The sequence below is a fragment of the Massilia sp. TS11 genome, from assembly GCF_022012445.1.
In the GTDB taxonomy this organism is placed as follows: domain Bacteria; phylum Pseudomonadota; class Gammaproteobacteria; order Burkholderiales; family Burkholderiaceae_D; genus Telluria.
Map to the genome: position 1 here is coordinate 278,748 of NZ_JAKLTS010000004.1, position 16,007 is coordinate 294,754.

General features: G+C 67.3%; 15 protein-coding genes. 10 read left to right on the forward strand and 5 right to left on the reverse strand.

Annotated features, from left to right (window positions below; genetic code table 11):
* The first annotated feature begins 59 nt into the window (after window positions 1–59).
* From LZ005_RS08500 to LZ005_RS08540, 9 genes are all read left to right on the forward strand, one after another.
* Window positions 60–938, forward strand: coding sequence for an alpha/beta fold hydrolase (locus LZ005_RS08500; protein ID WP_237806643.1), 879 nt, complete (start codon window positions 60–62; stop codon window positions 936–938).
* 14 nt (window positions 939–952) lie between these two features.
* Entirely contained in the window at window positions 953–1,696 is a 744-nt protein-coding gene (gene fabG / locus LZ005_RS08505) for a 3-oxoacyl-ACP reductase FabG (protein ID WP_237806645.1), read from the forward strand.
* A gap of 11 nt (window positions 1,697–1,707) precedes the next feature.
* Complete coding sequence (locus LZ005_RS08510; protein ID WP_237806647.1) at window positions 1,708–2,877, forward strand: substrate-binding domain-containing protein; 1,170 nt, start codon at window positions 1,708–1,710, stop codon at window positions 2,875–2,877.
* On the forward strand, window positions 2,874–3,635 hold the full coding sequence (locus LZ005_RS08515; protein ID WP_237806649.1) for an ABC transporter ATP-binding protein: 762 nt from the start codon (window positions 2,874–2,876) through the stop codon (window positions 3,633–3,635). The genes LZ005_RS08510 and LZ005_RS08515 overlap by 4 nt, the downstream gene beginning before the upstream one ends.
* A complete protein-coding gene (locus tag LZ005_RS08520; RefSeq protein ID WP_237806651.1) occupies window positions 3,628–4,350 on the forward strand; it encodes an ABC transporter ATP-binding protein in 723 nt (240 codons plus the stop codon). The genes LZ005_RS08515 and LZ005_RS08520 overlap by 8 nt, the downstream gene beginning before the upstream one ends.
* 9 nt (window positions 4,351–4,359) lie before the next feature.
* Window positions 4,360–5,349, forward strand: coding sequence for a branched-chain amino acid ABC transporter permease (locus LZ005_RS08525; protein WP_237806653.1), 990 nt, complete (start codon window positions 4,360–4,362; stop codon window positions 5,347–5,349).
* A gap of 1 nt (window position 5,350) precedes the next feature.
* Window positions 5,351–6,361 carry a branched-chain amino acid ABC transporter permease gene (locus tag LZ005_RS08530; RefSeq protein WP_237806655.1) on the forward strand — a complete coding sequence of 337 codons (1,011 nt, stop codon included), beginning with the start codon at window positions 5,351–5,353 and terminating at the stop codon, window positions 6,359–6,361.
* 127 nt (window positions 6,362–6,488) lie between these two features.
* On the forward strand, window positions 6,489–6,848 hold the full coding sequence (locus tag LZ005_RS08535; RefSeq protein ID WP_237806657.1) for a post-PEP-CTERM-1 domain-containing protein: 360 nt from the start codon (window positions 6,489–6,491) through the stop codon (window positions 6,846–6,848).
* Window positions 6,835–8,247 carry a PA domain-containing protein gene (locus LZ005_RS08540; RefSeq protein ID WP_237806659.1) on the forward strand — a complete coding sequence of 471 codons (1,413 nt, stop codon included), beginning with the start codon at window positions 6,835–6,837 and terminating at the stop codon, window positions 8,245–8,247. Before LZ005_RS08535 ends, LZ005_RS08540 begins: the two co-directional genes overlap by 14 nt.
* Before the next feature lie 61 nt (window positions 8,248–8,308).
* Here the strand turns inward: LZ005_RS08540 and ppa are convergent, their stop codons facing one another.
* From ppa to hemC, 5 genes are all read right to left on the reverse strand, one after another.
* A complete protein-coding gene (ppa, locus tag LZ005_RS08545) occupies window positions 8,309–8,848 on the reverse strand; it encodes an inorganic diphosphatase (protein ID WP_237806661.1) in 540 nt (179 codons plus the stop codon).
* A gap of 81 nt (window positions 8,849–8,929) precedes the next feature.
* Complete coding sequence (locus LZ005_RS08550) at window positions 8,930–10,126, reverse strand: heme biosynthesis HemY N-terminal domain-containing protein (protein ID WP_269106613.1); 1,197 nt, start codon at window positions 10,124–10,126, stop codon at window positions 8,930–8,932.
* A 3-nt stretch (window positions 10,127–10,129) separates the two neighbouring features.
* Entirely contained in the window at window positions 10,130–11,296 is a 1,167-nt protein-coding gene (locus tag LZ005_RS08555; protein WP_237806663.1) for a uroporphyrinogen-III C-methyltransferase, read from the reverse strand.
* Window positions 11,293–12,072: a uroporphyrinogen-III synthase gene (locus LZ005_RS08560; protein ID WP_237806665.1), complete on the reverse strand. Its 780-nt coding sequence runs from the start codon at window positions 12,070–12,072 to the stop codon at window positions 11,293–11,295. The genes LZ005_RS08555 and LZ005_RS08560 overlap by 4 nt, the downstream gene beginning before the upstream one ends.
* Window positions 12,065–13,084 (reverse strand): hydroxymethylbilane synthase, encoded by a 1,020-nt coding sequence (hemC, locus tag LZ005_RS08565; RefSeq protein WP_269106616.1) that lies wholly within the window; start codon window positions 13,082–13,084, stop codon window positions 12,065–12,067. The genes LZ005_RS08560 and hemC overlap by 8 nt, the downstream gene beginning before the upstream one ends.
* Before the next feature lie 76 nt (window positions 13,085–13,160).
* Here hemC and ppc point away from each other — a divergent pair, with 76 nt between their 5' ends.
* The gene (gene ppc / locus LZ005_RS08570; RefSeq protein ID WP_237806667.1) at window positions 13,161–15,947 is read left to right on the forward strand and encodes a phosphoenolpyruvate carboxylase; all 2,787 of its coding nucleotides are present in this window, start codon (window positions 13,161–13,163) and stop codon (window positions 15,945–15,947) included.
* The last annotated feature ends 60 nt before the right edge of the window (window positions 15,948–16,007 follow it).

Here is a 16,007-nt window from a genome sequence, read left to right on the forward strand (position 1 = left end):
TCTTCCGGGCCCTGTCCAAATCGCGCACACTGCGCGCCAACACACACCTGTAAGGGCCGATGATCGTGACCGACTTCTACGAACTGCGCTATACCAGCCGTGATGGCCTGCGCCTGTATGCCCGCGACTATCCGGGCCACGGCGGCGAGGCGAAACTGCCCGTGATCTGCATCCACGGCCTGACCCGCAATTCGGCCGACTTCGAAGACGTGGCGCCGTGGATTGCGGCCCAGGGCCGGCGCGTGATCGCGGTCGACGTGCGCGGGCGCGGCTTCTCCGACTACGATCCCGATCCGGCCCACTACGTGCCGCCCGTGTACGCCGACGACGTGGCCAAGCTGGCCCACGACCTGGGCATCGAACGCGCCGTCTTTATCGGCACCTCGATGGGCGGCCTGATCACGATGACGGTCGCGCTCAAGCACTCGAAGCTGATCGCCGCGGCCGTGCTGAACGACGTCGGCCCGGCCATCTCGGTGCGCGGCCTGACCCGCATCGCCGGTTACGCCGGGCGCGGCGAGGCCTTCACCAGCTGGGAGGAAGCGGCCCAGTACACGGCCAATATCAACAGCTACGCCTTCCCCAACAACAGCATGGACGAATGGATGCGCTGGACCCGGCGCGCCTTCGTCCAGAAGGAAAACGGCGAGCTGGCCATGCGCTACGACCCGAACATCGCCCTGCCGGTGCGCACCGGGAAGCTCAAGCCGACCTCCTTCATCGCGCGCTACGCCTTCAAGCGCCTGGCCAATAAACGCCCGACCATGCTGGTGCGCGGTCTGCTGTCGGACTTGATCGAAGCGCCGCAAGTCGCCATGATGCGCAAGTTGGCGCCCACGCTGGAAGTGGTGGACGTGCCCGAGGTGGGCCACGCGCCGATGCTGAATGAACCGGAAGTGCAGGCCGCGCTGGCCGCCTTCCTCGCCAAAGTCGATTAAGTGTAAGGACAAGCATGAACCTCGCAGGGAAAACCATCGTCGTCACCGGCGCCGCCCAGGGCATCGGTCTGGCCATCGCCAGCCGCTGCGCCGAGAACGGGGCCAAGGTCGCGCTCTGGGACTATCAGGCCGACGGCCTGGCCAATGCCATCGAACGCCTGGCCGCCGTCGCGCCGCGCGCCGAAACCTCGTCCTTCGTGGTCGACGTGTCGGACCTGGCGGCCGTGCAGGCCGCGGCCAAGGCCACGCTGGAGCGCTTCGGCAGCATCGATGGCCTGGTCAATAACGCCGGCGTGGTGGCCGATGCCCAGCTGACCAAGATGAGCGAGGCCCAGTGGGACCGCGTCATCGACATCAACCTCAAGGGCGTGTTCAACTGCACGCGCGCCTGCGTCGACGCACTGATCGACAGCCACGGCGCGATCGTCAATATCTCGTCGATCGTCGGCCTGTCCGGCAATTTCGGCCAGACCAATTACGCCGCCGCCAAGGCCGGTGTGCTCGGCATGAACAAGACCTGGGCGCGTGAACTGGGCCGCAAGGGCGTGCGCAGCAATGCGATCTGCCCGGGCTTTGTCGAAACCCCGATCCTCGCCTCGATGCCGCCCAAGGTGATCGATGCGATGCTGGCCCAGGTGCCGCAAAAACGCCTCGGCCAACCGCGCGAAATCGCCGCGGCCGTGGTCTTCCTGCTTTCTTCCGAAGCCAGCTACATTAATGGCGCCACGCTCGAAGTCACGGGCGGCCTGTCGATCTAACGGAGACACTCATGAAAAAACTGCTGCCCCTGCTGCTCGCGCTCGGCCCTGTGCTGGCCAGCGCCCAGGACTACAAGATCGCCCTCATCACCGGCAAGACCGGCGCGCTGGAACCGTATGCGCGCGAGACCGAAACCGGCTTCATGCTCGGTCTGGAATACCTGACCAAGGGGACCATGACAGTCAATGGCCACAAGCTGAAAGTCATCGTCAAGGACGACCAGTCCAAGCCCGACCTGGGCCGCACCCTGCTGGCCGAAGCCTATGGCGACGACAAGGTCGACATCGCAGTCGGCACCTCCTCGTCCGGCTCGGCGCTGGCGATGCTGCCGGTGGCCGCCGAACACAAGAAAGTGCTGATCGTGGAGCCGGCCGTGGCCGACGCCATCACGGCCGAAAAATGGAACCGCTATATCTTCCGCACGGCGCGCAGCTCGATGCAGGACGGCCTGGCCGCCGCCTCCACCTTCAAGAGCGGCAGCGTGGGCTTTCTGACCCAGGATAACGCCTTCGGCAAAGACGGCGTGAAGGCCGCCAAGGAGGCCCTGGCCGCCACCGGCAGCAAGGCCAAGGTCGTGCACGAAGAGTACGCCGCGCCGGCCGCCACCGACTTCACCGCCTCGGCCCAGCGCCTGTTCGACGCCCTCAAGGACAAGCCGCAGCCGCGCGTGCTGGCGATCGCCTGGGCCGGCCCGAACCCGATGAACAAGATCGCCGATATGCGCCCCGAGCGCTATGGCATCACGCTCGCCCCGGGCGGCAATATCCTGCCGGTGCTGAAAACCTGGAAGGCCTATGCCGGCACCGAAGGCACGATCACTTACTACTACGGCTTCCCCAAGAACCCGATGAACGACTGGTTCGTGGCCGAGCACACCAAGCGCTTCAAGGCCCCGCCCGACATGTTCACGGCCGGTGGCTTCGCCGCCGCCAGTGCCGTCGTCACGGCCCTGAGCAAGGCCGGCAGCGCCGACACCGAAAAGCTGATCGCCACGCTGGAAGGCATGGAGTACGACACGCCCAAGGGCAAGGCCAAGTTCCGCAAGGAAGACCACCAATCGCTGCAGCCGATGTACCACTTCCGCATCAAGAAGGACCAGAAGAACGAATGGGACCTGCTGGAACTGGTGCGTGAGATTCCCGCCGCCGAACTGCCGCTGCCGATCAAGAACAAACGATGAGCCATCCCTCGCTCGCCACCCACGACCTGACGATCCGCTTTGGCGGCCATGTGGCCGTCAACGGCGTGAGCGCCGCGTTCCGGCCCGGCGAACTGACCGTGATCGTCGGCCCGAACGGGGCCGGCAAGACCACCTTCTTCAACCTGATCTCGGGCCAGCTGCCGGCCAGCGCCGGCCAGGTCCAGCTGTTCGGCGAAGACATCACGGCGCTGTCGGCGGCCGGACGCGCCCGGCGCGGCATCGGGCGCGCCTTCCAGCTCACCAATCTGTTCCCGCATCTGTCGGTAATGGAGAACGTGCGCCTGGCCGTGCAGGCGCGCGCCGGTCTCGGTCTGAACATGTGGTCGATCTGGTTCCAGCACCGCGAACTGATCGAGAAGGCCGAATACTATCTGGAGCGCGTGGCCCTGATCGGCCGGCGCGACCAGGCCGTGGCCGCCCTGCCCCATGGCGACAAGCGCAAGCTCGAAGTGGCGATCCTGCTCGCGCTCGAACCGGCGGTGCTGATGTTCGACGAGCCGACCGCCGGCATGAGCGTCGATGAAGTGCCGGTCGTGCTCGACCTGATCCACCAGGTCAAGGCCGACAGCTCGAAAACCGTGCTCCTGGTCGAGCACAAGATGGATGTGGTGCGCGCCCTGGCCGACCGCATCATCGTCCTGCACCACGGCAGCCTGGTGGCCGACGGCGCCCCGGCCGACGTGATGGCCATGCCGATCGTGCAGGAAGCCTATCTTGGAGTCGCCGCCGATGTCTGACGCCCTGCTTTCGCTGACCGGTGTGCACACCCACATCGGCGATTACCACATCCTGCAAGGGGTGGACCTGGAGGTGCCGCGCGGCGGCATCACCGTGCTGCTGGGCCGTAACGGCGCCGGCAAGACCACCACCCTGCGCACCATCATGGGCCTGTGGCGCGCCAGCGCCGGCGAACTGCGCTTCGACGGCCGTTCGCTGCGCGGCCTGGACACGCCGGCCATCGCCCAGGCGGGCATCGCCTACGTGCCCGAGTCGATGGCCGTATTCGGCCAGCTGACCGTGCGCGAGAACCTGGTGCTGGCCGCGCGTGCCGGCGCCATCGACAGCGCGCGCCTGGACTGGATCTTCAGCTTCTTCCCGGCCCTGAAGACCTTCTGGCATGCGCAGGCCGGCAATCTGTCGGGCGGCCAGAAGCAGATGGTCGCGATCGCGCGCGCCATCATCGAGCCGCGCGCCCTGCTGCTGGTGGACGAACCGACCAAGGGCCTGTCCCCGGCCATCGTGCTCAAGCTGCTCGAGGCCTTCCGCCAGCTGAAGGAGCAGACCACGATCCTGCTGGTCGAACAGAACTTCAATTTCGTGCGCCAGCTCGGCGACACCGTCGCCGTGATGGACGATGGCCGCATCGTCCACCGCGGCACGATGGCCGCACTGGCGGCCGACCGCGCGCTGCAGGAGCAGCTGCTCGGCCTGGCCCTGGACGCCCACCAATAGGATGCAAACATGACGGACCAAGCCCTGCCCGCCGCCCCGCGCGATCTGGCCCCGCTGCTGCTGGCGCCCGCGCTGATGCTGGCCATGCTGCCCCTGGTCGGCAGCCTGCCGACCTGGATCACGCTCACCGTCGCCGGTCTGGCGATGGGGATGATGATCTTCATTATGGCCAGCGGCCTGACCCTGGTGTTCGGCCTGATGGACGTGCTCAATTTCGGCCACGGCGCCTTCGTCGCGGTCGGCGCCTTCACCGCCACCCTGGTGCTGGCGCCGCTGCATGGCTGGATGGAGGCCGAATCCCTGGGCGCCAATCTGGCCGCCCTGGGCCTGGCCGTGGGCGGCGCCATGGCCGCCACCGCCCTGCTCGGCTGGGCCTTCGAACGGGTGCTGGTGCGCCCCGTGTATGGCCAGCACCTGCGCCAGATCCTGATTACCATGGGTGGCATGATCGTCGCCGAGCAGCTGATCCTGGTCGTGTTCGGCCCCGAGCAGCTGCCGCTGCCGCTGCCGCCGACCCTGCGCGGCGCCTTCATCGTGGGCGAAGCGGCGATCGAAAAATACCGGCTGCTGGCGATCGTGGTCGGCGTGCTGGTCTTCCTCGGCATGACCCTGACCCTGAACCGCACCCGCCTTGGCCTCTTGATACGCGCCGGTGTCGAAAACGGCGAGATGGTCGAAGCCCTCGGCTACCGCATCCGCCGCCTGTTCGTGGCCGTGTTCGCGGCCGGTTCGGCCCTGGCCGGCCTCGGTGGCGTGATGTGGGGCCTGTACAAGGAGACCCTGTCGGCCGGCATGGGCGGCGAAGTGATGGTGATGGTGTTCATTGCCGTGATCATCGGCGGCCTCGGTTCGATCGGCGGCTGCTTCATCGGCGCCCTGCTGATGGCCCTGACCGCCAACTACGCCGGCTTCCTGGCGCCGAAACTGGCCCTGCTGTCGAACGTGATCCTGATGATCGCCGTGCTGCTCTGGCGCCCGGCTGGCCTGATGAGGAAATAAGATGCTGACCACCCTGCTCTCCGGCGACCTGCCGAAAAGCCGTACCCTGAGCGCCCTGCTGCTGATCGTGCTGTTCGGCCTGGCCGCCACGCCCTGGCTGGTCAGCGGCGCGCGCCCGCTGAATACGGCCGCCACCATCTGCATCTACATCGTGCTGGTGGCCTCCTACGATCTGCTGCTCGGCTATACGGGCATCGTCTCCTTCGCCCACACGATGTTCTTCGGGATCGGCGCCTACGGGGTCGGCCTGGCCCTGTCCGACGAGGGCGCCGGCTGGACCGAGGCGGCGCTCGGCCTGGTCGCGGCCCTGGTCCTGAGCCTGCTGCTGGCCCTGGTCATCGGCCTGTTCGCGCTGCGCGTGCGCGCCATCTTCTACGCCATGATCACGCTGGCCGTGGCCTCCACCTTCGCGGTGCTGGCCTCGCAGCTGTCGGACCTGACCGGCGGCGAGGATGGCAAGACCTTCAGCGTGCCGGCCCCGCTCGGCGACAGCAAGCTGCTCACCTACTACCTGGTGTTCGGCGCCGCCTTGCTGATCTTCCTGGCCCTGCTGCGCCTGGTCAATTCGCCGTTCGGCCGGGTGCTGCAGGCGATCCGCGAAAACGAATTCCGCGCCGAGGCGCTCGGCTACCGCACCGTGGTCTACCGCGTCTGGGCGAATATCATCGGCGCCCTGGCGGCCTGCCTGGCCGGCGCCCTGATGGCCCTGTGGCTGCGCTATGTGGGGCCGAAGACCACGCTCGGCTTCGAGATCATGACCGACATCCTGCTGATCGTCGTCATCGGCGGCATGGGCACGATGTACGGGGCCGTGATCGGCGCCGCCCTGTTCATCCTGGCCCAGAACTATCTGAAGGAACTGATGGGCCATGCGGCCGAAGCCGCCTCGAGCCTGCCGCTGCTGGCCAATGCCCTGCAGCCGGACCGCTGGCTGCTCTGGCTGGGTCTGCTGTTCATCGTCGCCGTCTACTTCTTCCCGGCCGGAATCGTCGGCCGCCTGCGTGCGCGCTAGCCTCCCGCACCCCTGACAATTCGCAAACGGACGTTGTCATTCTCGCCATAACGTAAAGGCGAGAATGGCCGTCGCGCGGCCAGCGCACGGGTTCCCCATCCCACTGGCATTGACGAAAGTTTGCGCTATGAAATTCCTCTCTCCCGTCCTGCTCGCCTTGCTCGCCGCCCAGGCGTCGGCCCAGCAAGTGATCATGGTGCGCGACCCCGACACGGGCCAGACGCGCGCTGCCACCGCGGCTGAAATGGCCGAACTGCAAGCCCAGTCCACGTCCAAGGCCTCCATGCTGGCCAGCAAACCCCAGCCGCCGCGCGCCGAGCTGCGCCGCGACGGCAGCCAGCGCGTCCCGCTCGGGCGCAGCCGCTTCTCGTATTCGGTGGTCCAGCGCGATGGCGCCGGCCAGCTGCACGAGCACTGTGTGCAGGGCGAGGGTGCCGCCACCCAGTCCGTGCACCAGCAGCCGGAGGCCCGCCATGAAGACCGCTAAAGTCCTGCTCGCTCTGGGCGCCGCCCTGAGCTTTGCCAGCGCCAGCGCCGCCACCATCCAGGTGATCAATACCAATGCGCCCGGCATCGGCTTCAACGACCCGACCCCGGCGGCCCCGGTCGGCGGCAACGCCGGCACCACGCTCGGCCAGCAGCGCCTGATCGCCTTCCAGCATGCGGCCAATGTCTGGGGCGCCGAGCTGCAGAGCGAGGTGCCGATCCGCGTGGCCGCCAGTTTCGAGCCGCTTGCCTGCACGGCCAATAGCGCCGTGCTGGGCGCGGCCGGGGCGACCATGGTCTACGCCAATTTCGCCCACGCGCCGAAAGCCGATACCTGGTACCCGGTGGCCCTGGCCGACAAGCTGGCCGGCCAGGACCTGAACGACAGCGACACCCCGCATATCGAGGCAGTGTTCAATGCCAACCTCGGCCTGCGGCCCGACTGCATGCCGGGCAATGGCTTCTACCTGGGGCTGGACAACCAGCACGGCAATCAGGTCGATCTGGTGAGCGTGCTGCTGCACGAACTCGGCCACGGCCTCGGCTTTCAGGATTTCACGGACGGCGAGGACGGCAGTTTCCTGGCCGGCATGCCCTCGGTCTGGGATCACTTCCTGATGGATAACAACTGCGGCAAGCTGTGGGTGAACATGACGGCGCAGGAGCGCGTCGCCTCGGCCGTCAGCAATGGGCGTCTGGTCTGGACCGGCCAGCAGGTCTACCAGGCGGCGCCCGAAGTGCTGCTGCCCAGTCCGCGGCTGACGATCTCCGGCCTGGTCGACCGCGATCTGGCCGGCGACTACGAAGTCGGCGACGCCAGCTTCGGCCCGCCCCTGTCGGCCAAGGGGGTCAAGGGCCAGCTCAAGCGCGTGATCGACCAGACCGACGGGCGCGGCCTGGCCTGCACCCGGCTCGACTACGTGAACGCGATCGCCGTGCGCGGCGGCATCGCCGTGGTCGACCGCGGCACCTGTCCGTTCACCACCAAGGCCCTGAATGTGCAGGCGGCCGGGGCGCTCGGCATGATCGTCGTCGACAACCAGCCGGGGCCGGCGGTCGGCATGTCGGGCAGCGACCCGGCCATCACCATCCCCTCGGTGCGCATGGCGCGCGACGACGGCCTGCGCCTCGAAGCCCTGCTGGCCAAGCGTCCGCGCTTCTTCACCCTGGTGACCGGCAATCTGAACGTCAACCCGCAGCGCCTGGCCGGGGCCGACCGCGCCGGACGCGTGCAGATGTACACCCCGCCCTACTTCGCCCAGGGCTCGTCGGTGTCGCACTACACGGACGCGGCGCGCCGCAATCTGCTGATGGAGCCCTTCATCAACGACGACCTGCGGCACGCGGTCAAGCGCCCGTATGACCTGACCAAGGAGCTGTTGAAGGACATCGGCTGGTAGGCCGGAAAAACAAAACGGGCTGCCCAGGCAGCCCGTTTTTTTAGGTGCACGACAGCAGCGCTCAGGCTTGCTCGGCCTTGTTGAAGTTGGCCACACCGGCCAGGATCTCGGCCTTGGCGTCGTCCGGGCCGCCCCAGCCTTCCACCTTGACCCACTTGCCTTTTTCCAGGTCCTTGTAGTGCTCGAAGAAGTGCTGGATCTGCTTGAGGCGCAGTTCGTTCATGTCTTCCGGCTTCTGCCAGTGGCTGTAGATCGGCAGGATCTTATCGACCGGCACGGCCAGCACCTTGGCGTCGCCGCCGGCTTCGTCCGTCATCTTCAGCACGCCGATGGCGCGGCAGCGCACCACCACACCCGGGATCAGCGGGAACGGGGTGATCACCAGCACGTCGACCGGGTCACCATCATCGGCGATGGTGTTCGGCACATAGCCGTAGTTGCACGGATAGTGCATGGCGGTGCCCATGAAGCGGTCGACGAAGATGGCGCCCGATTCCTTGTCCACTTCGTACTTGATCGGGTCGGCGTTCATCGGGATTTCGATGATCACGTTGAAATCGTTCGGCACGTCGCGGCCGGAAGAAACTTTATTGAGGCTCATGATTTCCTTGAATGTAGCTGACGGTTTTTCAATGCCGACTATTATAGCCGGAAGCGCCCGTCTTTTGTGCGTTGCAACAGATCAGATCAGCTGGGCGAGCGCGCTCTGGCGGTAATGCTGGGCCGCTTCGTCCGGGTGGTTGAGGGCCTCATGCAGCTGGGCCAGCTTGAGATGGGTGTCGCGCACCATGTCGGCCGAACTCGCGTCCGACAGGGCCTGCTCCAGATACTGCTGGGCCTTGCCCCAGAGTTTCTGGCGCAGACAGAGCGCGCCGATGGTCAGCGCCAGTTCGGCGTCGGTCGGGCGCTCCTTGATCCACTGCTCGCATTTCTCGATCTGGGCCAGCAGGCTCGGCGAACCGGCCGGGGCCGCGCATTCGCGGTAGGCGCTGACGACGCGCTCGTCCCACTCGGCGGCCAGGGCTTCCTCGGCGGCCAGACGGGCTTCATCGAACAGGCCGCGCGCGGCCAGGGCCTGCACGGCGCGCGCCGCCACATAGGGCTTGACGCGGTCGGCCGTCGGAATCGTCGACCAGACCCGGGCGATGGCCTGGGCGTCGTGGCTGGCGTCGTCCAGCAGCGACTGGTAGGACAGCTCGCGCAGACGCGCCGACAGGGCCGGATGCAGGGCCTTGTGCTTGTCGAGCATGCGCACCAGGCGCAGCACTTCGGGCCAGTTCTTGGTCTGCTGGTGGGCCTTCATCGACAGCTGCAGCGCGTGGATGTGGCGCGTGCCGGAGGCGTTCAGTTCGGCCACGGCGGCCAGCGCCTGCTCGGGCTGGTGCTCGTCGATCAGCAGCTCGGTCGTGGTCATCAGGCGCGCCGTGCTCAGGGCCTTGTCGTGCGCGACCGAGGCCAGCCAGCCATCGCGGCGCGCGTGCTGGCGCATGCGGTGCGCGGCACGGGCGCCGATCAGGGCGGCCACGCCGGCGTTTTCGGGCAGCTCGGCGGCGCGGGCGGCGGCCTTTTCGGCATGTCCGAAGCGGCCTTCGAACAGGGCCTTGAGGGCGTCGCGCAGGCCCTTGTTGCTGTCACGCTCGCGCTTGGCCTGGCGGTAGGCGGCCACGCGCGCCGGCATCTTCATCGTATTGCGGATCGCGCGGATCAGGATGTACAGGGCCAGGAAGCCGGCCGCCTCCAGCATCACGAACAGATTGAGCGACATGTCGACCCGGTTGCCCTGGTAGACAAAGATGACATTGCCCGGGTTCGAGTACATGGTCACGGCCACGCCCACGGCGAGGCCCATCAGCAGAACACACCAAAGGAAGAGGCGCATGGTTCAGGGCTTCGCTTTGTAGTTGCGCACGGCGTTCAGGCTCTCGGCCAGGGTCGGCATCTCGATCGACAGATTATTGCCCTGCAGCTGCTTGAGCATGGCTTGCGCCGTCTGCGTGGCCTTGGCCTTGGTGTCGAAGAACTTGTTGAGCGTGTCCTGGGCGGCGGCCAGGTCGGCGCGGAAGGCTTCCTCGTTGCGCGACAGCAGGCCCAGGCGCGCGTTCAACAGGCGCAGCTTGAGGTTTTCACGCACGAAATAGGCCTGCGCGGGCGCCACCAGCAGCGCGTCCGGCGTGTTCACCGAACGCACGCGGATCAGCTCGCGCACATCGGCCCAGGTCTCGCTCGACCACTGGGTCCACATCGTGCGGGCCTTGTCGCTCCAGCTCGGCTCGGGCGGGGCCGGCGGCGGCGTGCCCGGCTTGCCCTTGGCGGCGGGCTTGAGCGGCGCTGCCGCCAGATTCTGCGGGGCCGGCACCGGCAGCTTGTCGTCGGCCAGCATGGGCAGGCTGTCGATCTGGCCGATCACATTGTCGATGCGCACGGCCAGACCATTGAGGTCGACCGCCGGCAGGGCCTTCAGACGGTCCATGTCCTTGGCGATGGCGCGCCGGATCGTGATGAACTGCGGCCGGTCCGAGCGCGACAGCGAACGGTCGGCGTTCTGCAGCGCGATCAGCGCGCCCTGCACATTGCCGGCCAGTTGCAGCTGCTGGCTGGCGGTCGAGAGCACCTGCTCGATTTCGGCCAGCGCCCATTCGTCACGGTTCTTCGACAGATCCTGATACAGCTGCTCGAGCGCCAGCTGCTGGCTCTGGGCTTCGGTCTGGCGGCTGTCGAGCACATTCACCTTGGCCTGCACTTCCTTCAGCTGCTCGCTGACCTGGTTGGCCAGTGTGCGCGTACTGCCGGACGTGGCTTCATTCTGCTTGAGGCTCTTGGCCATGTCTTCGCGCAGGCCGCTGATGCGGCTGTGGCTGTTCCAGGCCTGCAGGGCCAGCAGCACGAACAGCACCCCGACGGCGATCGTCATCGGCCGCTGCAGCCAGTCCTTGTCGGCCTCGTCCGGCAGCGCAGGGGTGGCGGGCGCGGGCGGCGCAGCCTCGGTGGGGGGCACGGCAGCCGCCGGCGGCGGCGTGGGTTCGGTCGTTTGGGAGGGCAATTCGTTCATGGTCGTGATTGTAACGCGGCAAGTATGCGTTCGTCGCCTGAGCCGCACAGCTGAACTTGGCGCAAACCCAATGCCTGCGCGGTTTCTGCGATTCTGGCATGCGGCACGATGAAGTGCTGGCGTTGCAGATTTGCCACATCTTCCGCGCCGAGGGCGGCGGCCAGGCCAGCCAGACCGCGCACGGCCTCGCTGCTCGTCAATACCCAGTCGTGTTCGCCCGCGAGCAGGGCTTGCAATTGCTGTCCGAGGGCCGCGCTCATGGCGGGCACGGCGCGCCGGTAGGCGGCCACGGTGTCGACCTGCAGACCGGCCGCGCGCAGGCTGTCGGCCAGCAGTTCGCGCCCGCCGTCGCCGCGCACGATCAGCGCGCGCTGGCCACGCAGGGCCGCCAGGTCGAGCGCCTGGAGCAGGTGTTCGGAATCGGAATGGGCCGGATCGGCCGGGCTGACGATGCGCGCGTTCGCGTCCGTCTTGCCGTGCGCGGCCAGGGCGCGCCGGCTGCCCTCGCCCACCACGGCCAGCAGCAGGCTGGCCGGCCAGTCGGGCTGGACGGCAAAAGCGGCCTCGATCGCGTTCGGCGACACGAAGGCCACGAGCGCGTAGTCGTCCAGGCGCGCCAGGGCCGCGCGCAGGGCGCTGTCGTCGGGCAGGGGCGTGATCTCGAGCAGCGGGAAGACAAGCGCCGTGCGGCCGGCCTGGGTCAGCAGCTCAACCAGTGCCCCGGCCTGGGCGCGCGGGCGGGTCACCACCACCGCGCGCAGGCCGCTATCAGCCATGCTCGGCGGCGGTCTGGCTGTGGCAGACCGCCAGAATCGCCTCGGCATCCTGGGCGCGCAGCTGGGCCGACACCTGCTGGCCGAGGGCCTCGGGGGCGTCCGCCGAACCGCTGATCTCGGCACTGGCGACGCGCTGGCCATCGGGCGTGGCGACCATGGCGCGCAGGCGCATCTGGCCGGCCTCGACGGTGGCGAAGGCGGCCAGCGGAATCTGGCAGCTGCCGCCGAACACGCGCGACACGGTGCGCTCGGCCGTGACGGCCGCCGCGGTGGGGCCGTCATTGAGCGGCGCCAGCCAGTCGAGCAGTTCGGGACGCCCGCTCGGCACCTCGATCGCCATCGCCCCCTGGCCGGCGGCCGGCAGGCTCCGTTCGGGCGCTAAAACCGATTTGATGCGGTGCGGCAAACCGAGCCGTTTGAGGCCGGCCGCGGCCAGGATGATGGCCGCGTAATCGCCACGGTCGAGCTTGCCCAGGCGGGTGTCCAGATTGCCGCGCAGCGGCTGAATGACCAGGTGCGGATAGCGTGCGCTGATCAATGCCTGACGGCGCAGGCTCGAGGTGCCGACCACGGCCCCCGGCGGCAGGTCGTCGAGGCTGGAAAAGTCATTAGAAACAAAGGCATCGCGCGGATCTTCGCGCTCCAGCACGGCGGCCAGCGTGAAGCCTTCGGGCAATTCCATCGGCACATCCTTGAGCGAATGCACGGCCAGGTCGGCGCGCCCTTCGGCCATCGCCACTTCCAGTTCCTTGACAAACAGGCCCTTACCACCGACCTTGGAAAGGGCGCGGTCGAGGATCTGATCGCCGCGCGTGGTCATTCCAAGTATCTCAATGCTGCACTGCGGATATAATTGCACCAATTTCGCGCGAACATGCTCGGCCTGCCACATGGCCAAGCGGCTCTCCCGCGAAGCAATCACTAATCGAGTTGGCTGTTTCAAAACGAGTTCTTTCACTGTCGCAAGCCCTAACCGGCGAATGTCAGTTAACCGGGCCGTGGATAAGACCATCCATTTTATCACGCGACCCTCTTTGCAGACCGTGGCCACAAGCCATTGCACCAATCCTTAAAACATTTGGTTCAACATGGTAAATCTCGCTGCTGTGCCGCCCGGCGCCGATAAGGACGCGCCGCTCAAAGAAGACATCCGCCTGCTCGGCCGCCTGCTCGGCGACGTGCTGCGCGCCCAGGAAGGGGAACTGGTCTTCCAACTCGTCGAAACGATCCGCCAGACCGCCGTGCGCTTTCGCCGCGGCGGCGACGCCAAGGCGGGCGAAGAACTCAATGCCATGCTGGCGACGCTGACGCGCCAGCAGACCATCAGCGTGGTGCGCGCCTTCTCCTACTTCTCGCATCTGGCCAATATCGCCGAAGACCAGCACCATGTGCGGCGCCGCCGCGCCCACCTGCTGGCCGGGTCCGGCGTGCAGCGCGGCTCGGTCGCGTATGCGCTCGACCACCTGAAACAGGCCGGCGTCGATGGCGCCACGGTCGGCCGCTTCTTCGAGGAAGCCCTGATTTCGCCGGTGCTGACGGCCCACCCGACCGAGGTGCAGCGCAAGTCGATTCTCGACGCCGAGCACGATATCGCGCGCCTGCTGGCCGAACGCGACCTGCCGCTGACGCCCAAGGAACTGCGCCGCAATACCGAACTGCTGCTGGCCCGCATCACCACGCTGTGGCAGACGCGCATGCTGCGCTACTCCAAGCTGACCGTGGCCGACGAGATCGAAAACGCCCTGTCCTACTACCGCATCACCTTCCTGCGCGAGCTGCCGGCCCTGTACCAGGACATCGAAGAAGAGCTGAGCGAACACTACGGCGACAGCGTGGCGCGCCCCGCCGGCAATGCCTACATGCAGATGGGCAGCTGGATCGGCGGCGACCGTGACGGCAACCCGAACGTCAACGCCGGCACCATGCAGCACGCGTTGGTGCGCCAGTCGAGCACGATCTTCGATTTCTACCTCGACGAAGTGCACGCGCTCGGCGCCGAGCTATCGGTCTCGACCCTGATGGTCGCCTGCAGCCCGGCCCTGCAGGCCCTGGCCGAGCAGTCGCCCGACCAGTCGCCGCACCGCGCCGACGAGCCCTACCGGCGCGCCCTGATCGGCATCTACGCGCGTCTGGCCGCCACCGCGCGCAGCCTGGGCGCGACCAATATTCTGCGCAAGGAAGTCGGCCATGCCGAGCCCTACGCCGACCCGGCCGGCTTCGGCGCCGATCTCGACACTGTGATCGCCTCGCTGGCCAGCCACCATGGCGCCGTGCTGGTGGCGCCGCGCCTGGCCACGCTGCGGCGCGCGGTCGGCATCTTCGGCTTCCACCTGGCCTCGCTCGACATGCGCCAGACCTCGGACGTGCATGCGCGCGTGCTGGGGGAACTGCTGGCCAAGGCCGGGGTCGAAGCCGATTATGAGCAATTGAGCGAGGAGGCCAAGACCGCCCTGCTGGTGCGCGAGCTCAATCAGCCGCGCCTGCTGGTGTCGCCGTATGTCGCCTATTCGGCCGAAACCGAAAGCGAACTGAGCATCCTGCGCATGGCGCGCGAAGTGCGCCAGCGCTACGGCGCGCGCGCGATCCGCAACTACATCATCTCGCACACCGAAGAAGTGTCCGACCTGCTCGAAGTGCTGCTGCTGCAGCGCGAGACCGGTCTGCTGCGCGGCGAACAGCTCGACCTGATGGTGATCCCCCTGTTCGAGACCATCCCCGACCTGCAGCGCGCGGCCGCCATCATGGAAGCCTTCATGGCCCTGCCGCTCGTGCAGCGCCTGCTCGCCCAGCAGGGGCTGCTGCAGGAAGTCATGCTCGGCTATTCGGACTCGAACAAGGACGGCGGCTTCCTGACCTCGAACTGGGAGCTGTACAAGGCCGAGATCAACCTGGTGCAGCTGTTCGAGCGCACCGGCATCAAGCTGCGCCTGTTCCATGGCCGCGGCGGCACCGTCGGCCGTGGCGGCGGCCCCTCGTTCGACGCCATCCTGGCCCAGCCCAAGGGCACGGTCAATGGCCAGATCCGCCTGACCGAGCAGGGTGAAATCATCGCCTCCAAGTTCTCCAATCCCGAGATCGGGCGCCGCAATCTCGAGCTGCTGGTGGCCGCCACGCTCGAAGCGAGCCTGATGCCGCATGCGCGCGAAGGCGATGCCGCGGCCCGCCTGGCCCAGTTCGAAAGCGTGATGGCCGAGCTGTCGCAGCGCGCCTACCGCGCCTACCGCGACCTGGTCTACGAGACCCCGGGCTTCACCGACTACTTCTTTGCCGCCACCCCGATCGCCGAGATCGCCGAGCTGAACCTCGGTTCGCGCCCGGCCTCGCGCAAGTCGACGCGCCGCATCGAAGACCTGCGCGCGATTCCCTGGGGCTTCTCGTGGGGCCAGTGCCGCCTGCTGCTGCCGGGCTGGTACGGTTTCGGCTCGGCCGTGTCGTCCTGGCTCGCCGATGGCGGCGCGCTGGCCACGCTGCAGGCCATGGCGCGCGAATGGCCGTTCTTCGCCACCCTGCTGTCGAACATGGACATGGTGCTGGCCAAGACCGACCTGGCGATCGCCTCGCGCTATGCCGAACTGGTGGCCGACGCCGCCCTGCGCGAGCGCATCTTCGCGCGCATCGCGGCCGAGCATGGCACGACCATCGCCTGCCTCGAACAGGTGACCGGCAACACCGAGCGCCTGGCCGCCAACCCGCTGCTGGCGCGTTCGATCCAGAACCGCTTCGCCTACCTCGACCCGCTGAACCACCTGCAGGTCGAGCTGATTCACCGGCACCGGGCGGCGGCGGCCAATCAGGAGGCCCAGGACGAGCGCGTGCACCGCGGCATCCACCTGTCGATCAACGGCGTGGCCGCCGGCCTGCGCAATACCGGCTAAATAAGTAGGGGAAAGAGAGATTTGGAGAGAAAATCGCCCAAATTTCTCACTAGAATGAAC

Bases quoted from the DNA above. Each gene is read 5' to 3' on its own strand.
- LZ005_RS08500 (WP_237806643.1), top strand. From the start codon at position 60: ATGATCGTGACCGACTTCTACGAACTGCGCTATACCAGCCGTGATGGC.
- fabG (WP_237806645.1), top strand. From the start codon at position 953: ATGAACCTCGCAGGGAAAACCATCGTCGTCACCGGCGCCGCCCAGGGC.
- LZ005_RS08510 (WP_237806647.1), top strand. From the start codon at position 1,708: ATGAAAAAACTGCTGCCCCTGCTGCTCGCGCTCGGCCCTGTGCTGGCC.
- LZ005_RS08515 (WP_237806649.1), top strand. From the start codon at position 2,874: ATGAGCCATCCCTCGCTCGCCACCCACGACCTGACGATCCGCTTTGGC.
- LZ005_RS08520 (WP_237806651.1), top strand. From the start codon at position 3,628: ATGTCTGACGCCCTGCTTTCGCTGACCGGTGTGCACACCCACATCGGC.
- LZ005_RS08525 (WP_237806653.1), top strand. From the start codon at position 4,360: ATGACGGACCAAGCCCTGCCCGCCGCCCCGCGCGATCTGGCCCCGCTG.
- LZ005_RS08530 (WP_237806655.1), top strand. From the start codon at position 5,351: ATGCTGACCACCCTGCTCTCCGGCGACCTGCCGAAAAGCCGTACCCTG.
- LZ005_RS08535 (WP_237806657.1), top strand. From the start codon at position 6,489: ATGAAATTCCTCTCTCCCGTCCTGCTCGCCTTGCTCGCCGCCCAGGCG.
- LZ005_RS08540 (WP_237806659.1), top strand. From the start codon at position 6,835: ATGAAGACCGCTAAAGTCCTGCTCGCTCTGGGCGCCGCCCTGAGCTTT.
- ppa (WP_237806661.1), bottom strand. From the start codon at position 8,848: ATGAGCCTCAATAAAGTTTCTTCCGGCCGCGACGTGCCGAACGATTTC.
- LZ005_RS08550 (WP_269106613.1), bottom strand. From the start codon at position 10,126: ATGCGCCTCTTCCTTTGGTGTGTTCTGCTGATGGGCCTCGCCGTGGGC.
- LZ005_RS08555 (WP_237806663.1), bottom strand. From the start codon at position 11,296: ATGAACGAATTGCCCTCCCAAACGACCGAACCCACGCCGCCGCCGGCG.
- LZ005_RS08560 (WP_237806665.1), bottom strand. From the start codon at position 12,072: ATGGCTGATAGCGGCCTGCGCGCGGTGGTGGTGACCCGCCCGCGCGCC.
- hemC (WP_269106616.1), bottom strand. From the start codon at position 13,084: ATGGTCTTATCCACGGCCCGGTTAACTGACATTCGCCGGTTAGGGCTT.
- ppc (WP_237806667.1), top strand. From the start codon at position 13,161: ATGGTAAATCTCGCTGCTGTGCCGCCCGGCGCCGATAAGGACGCGCCG.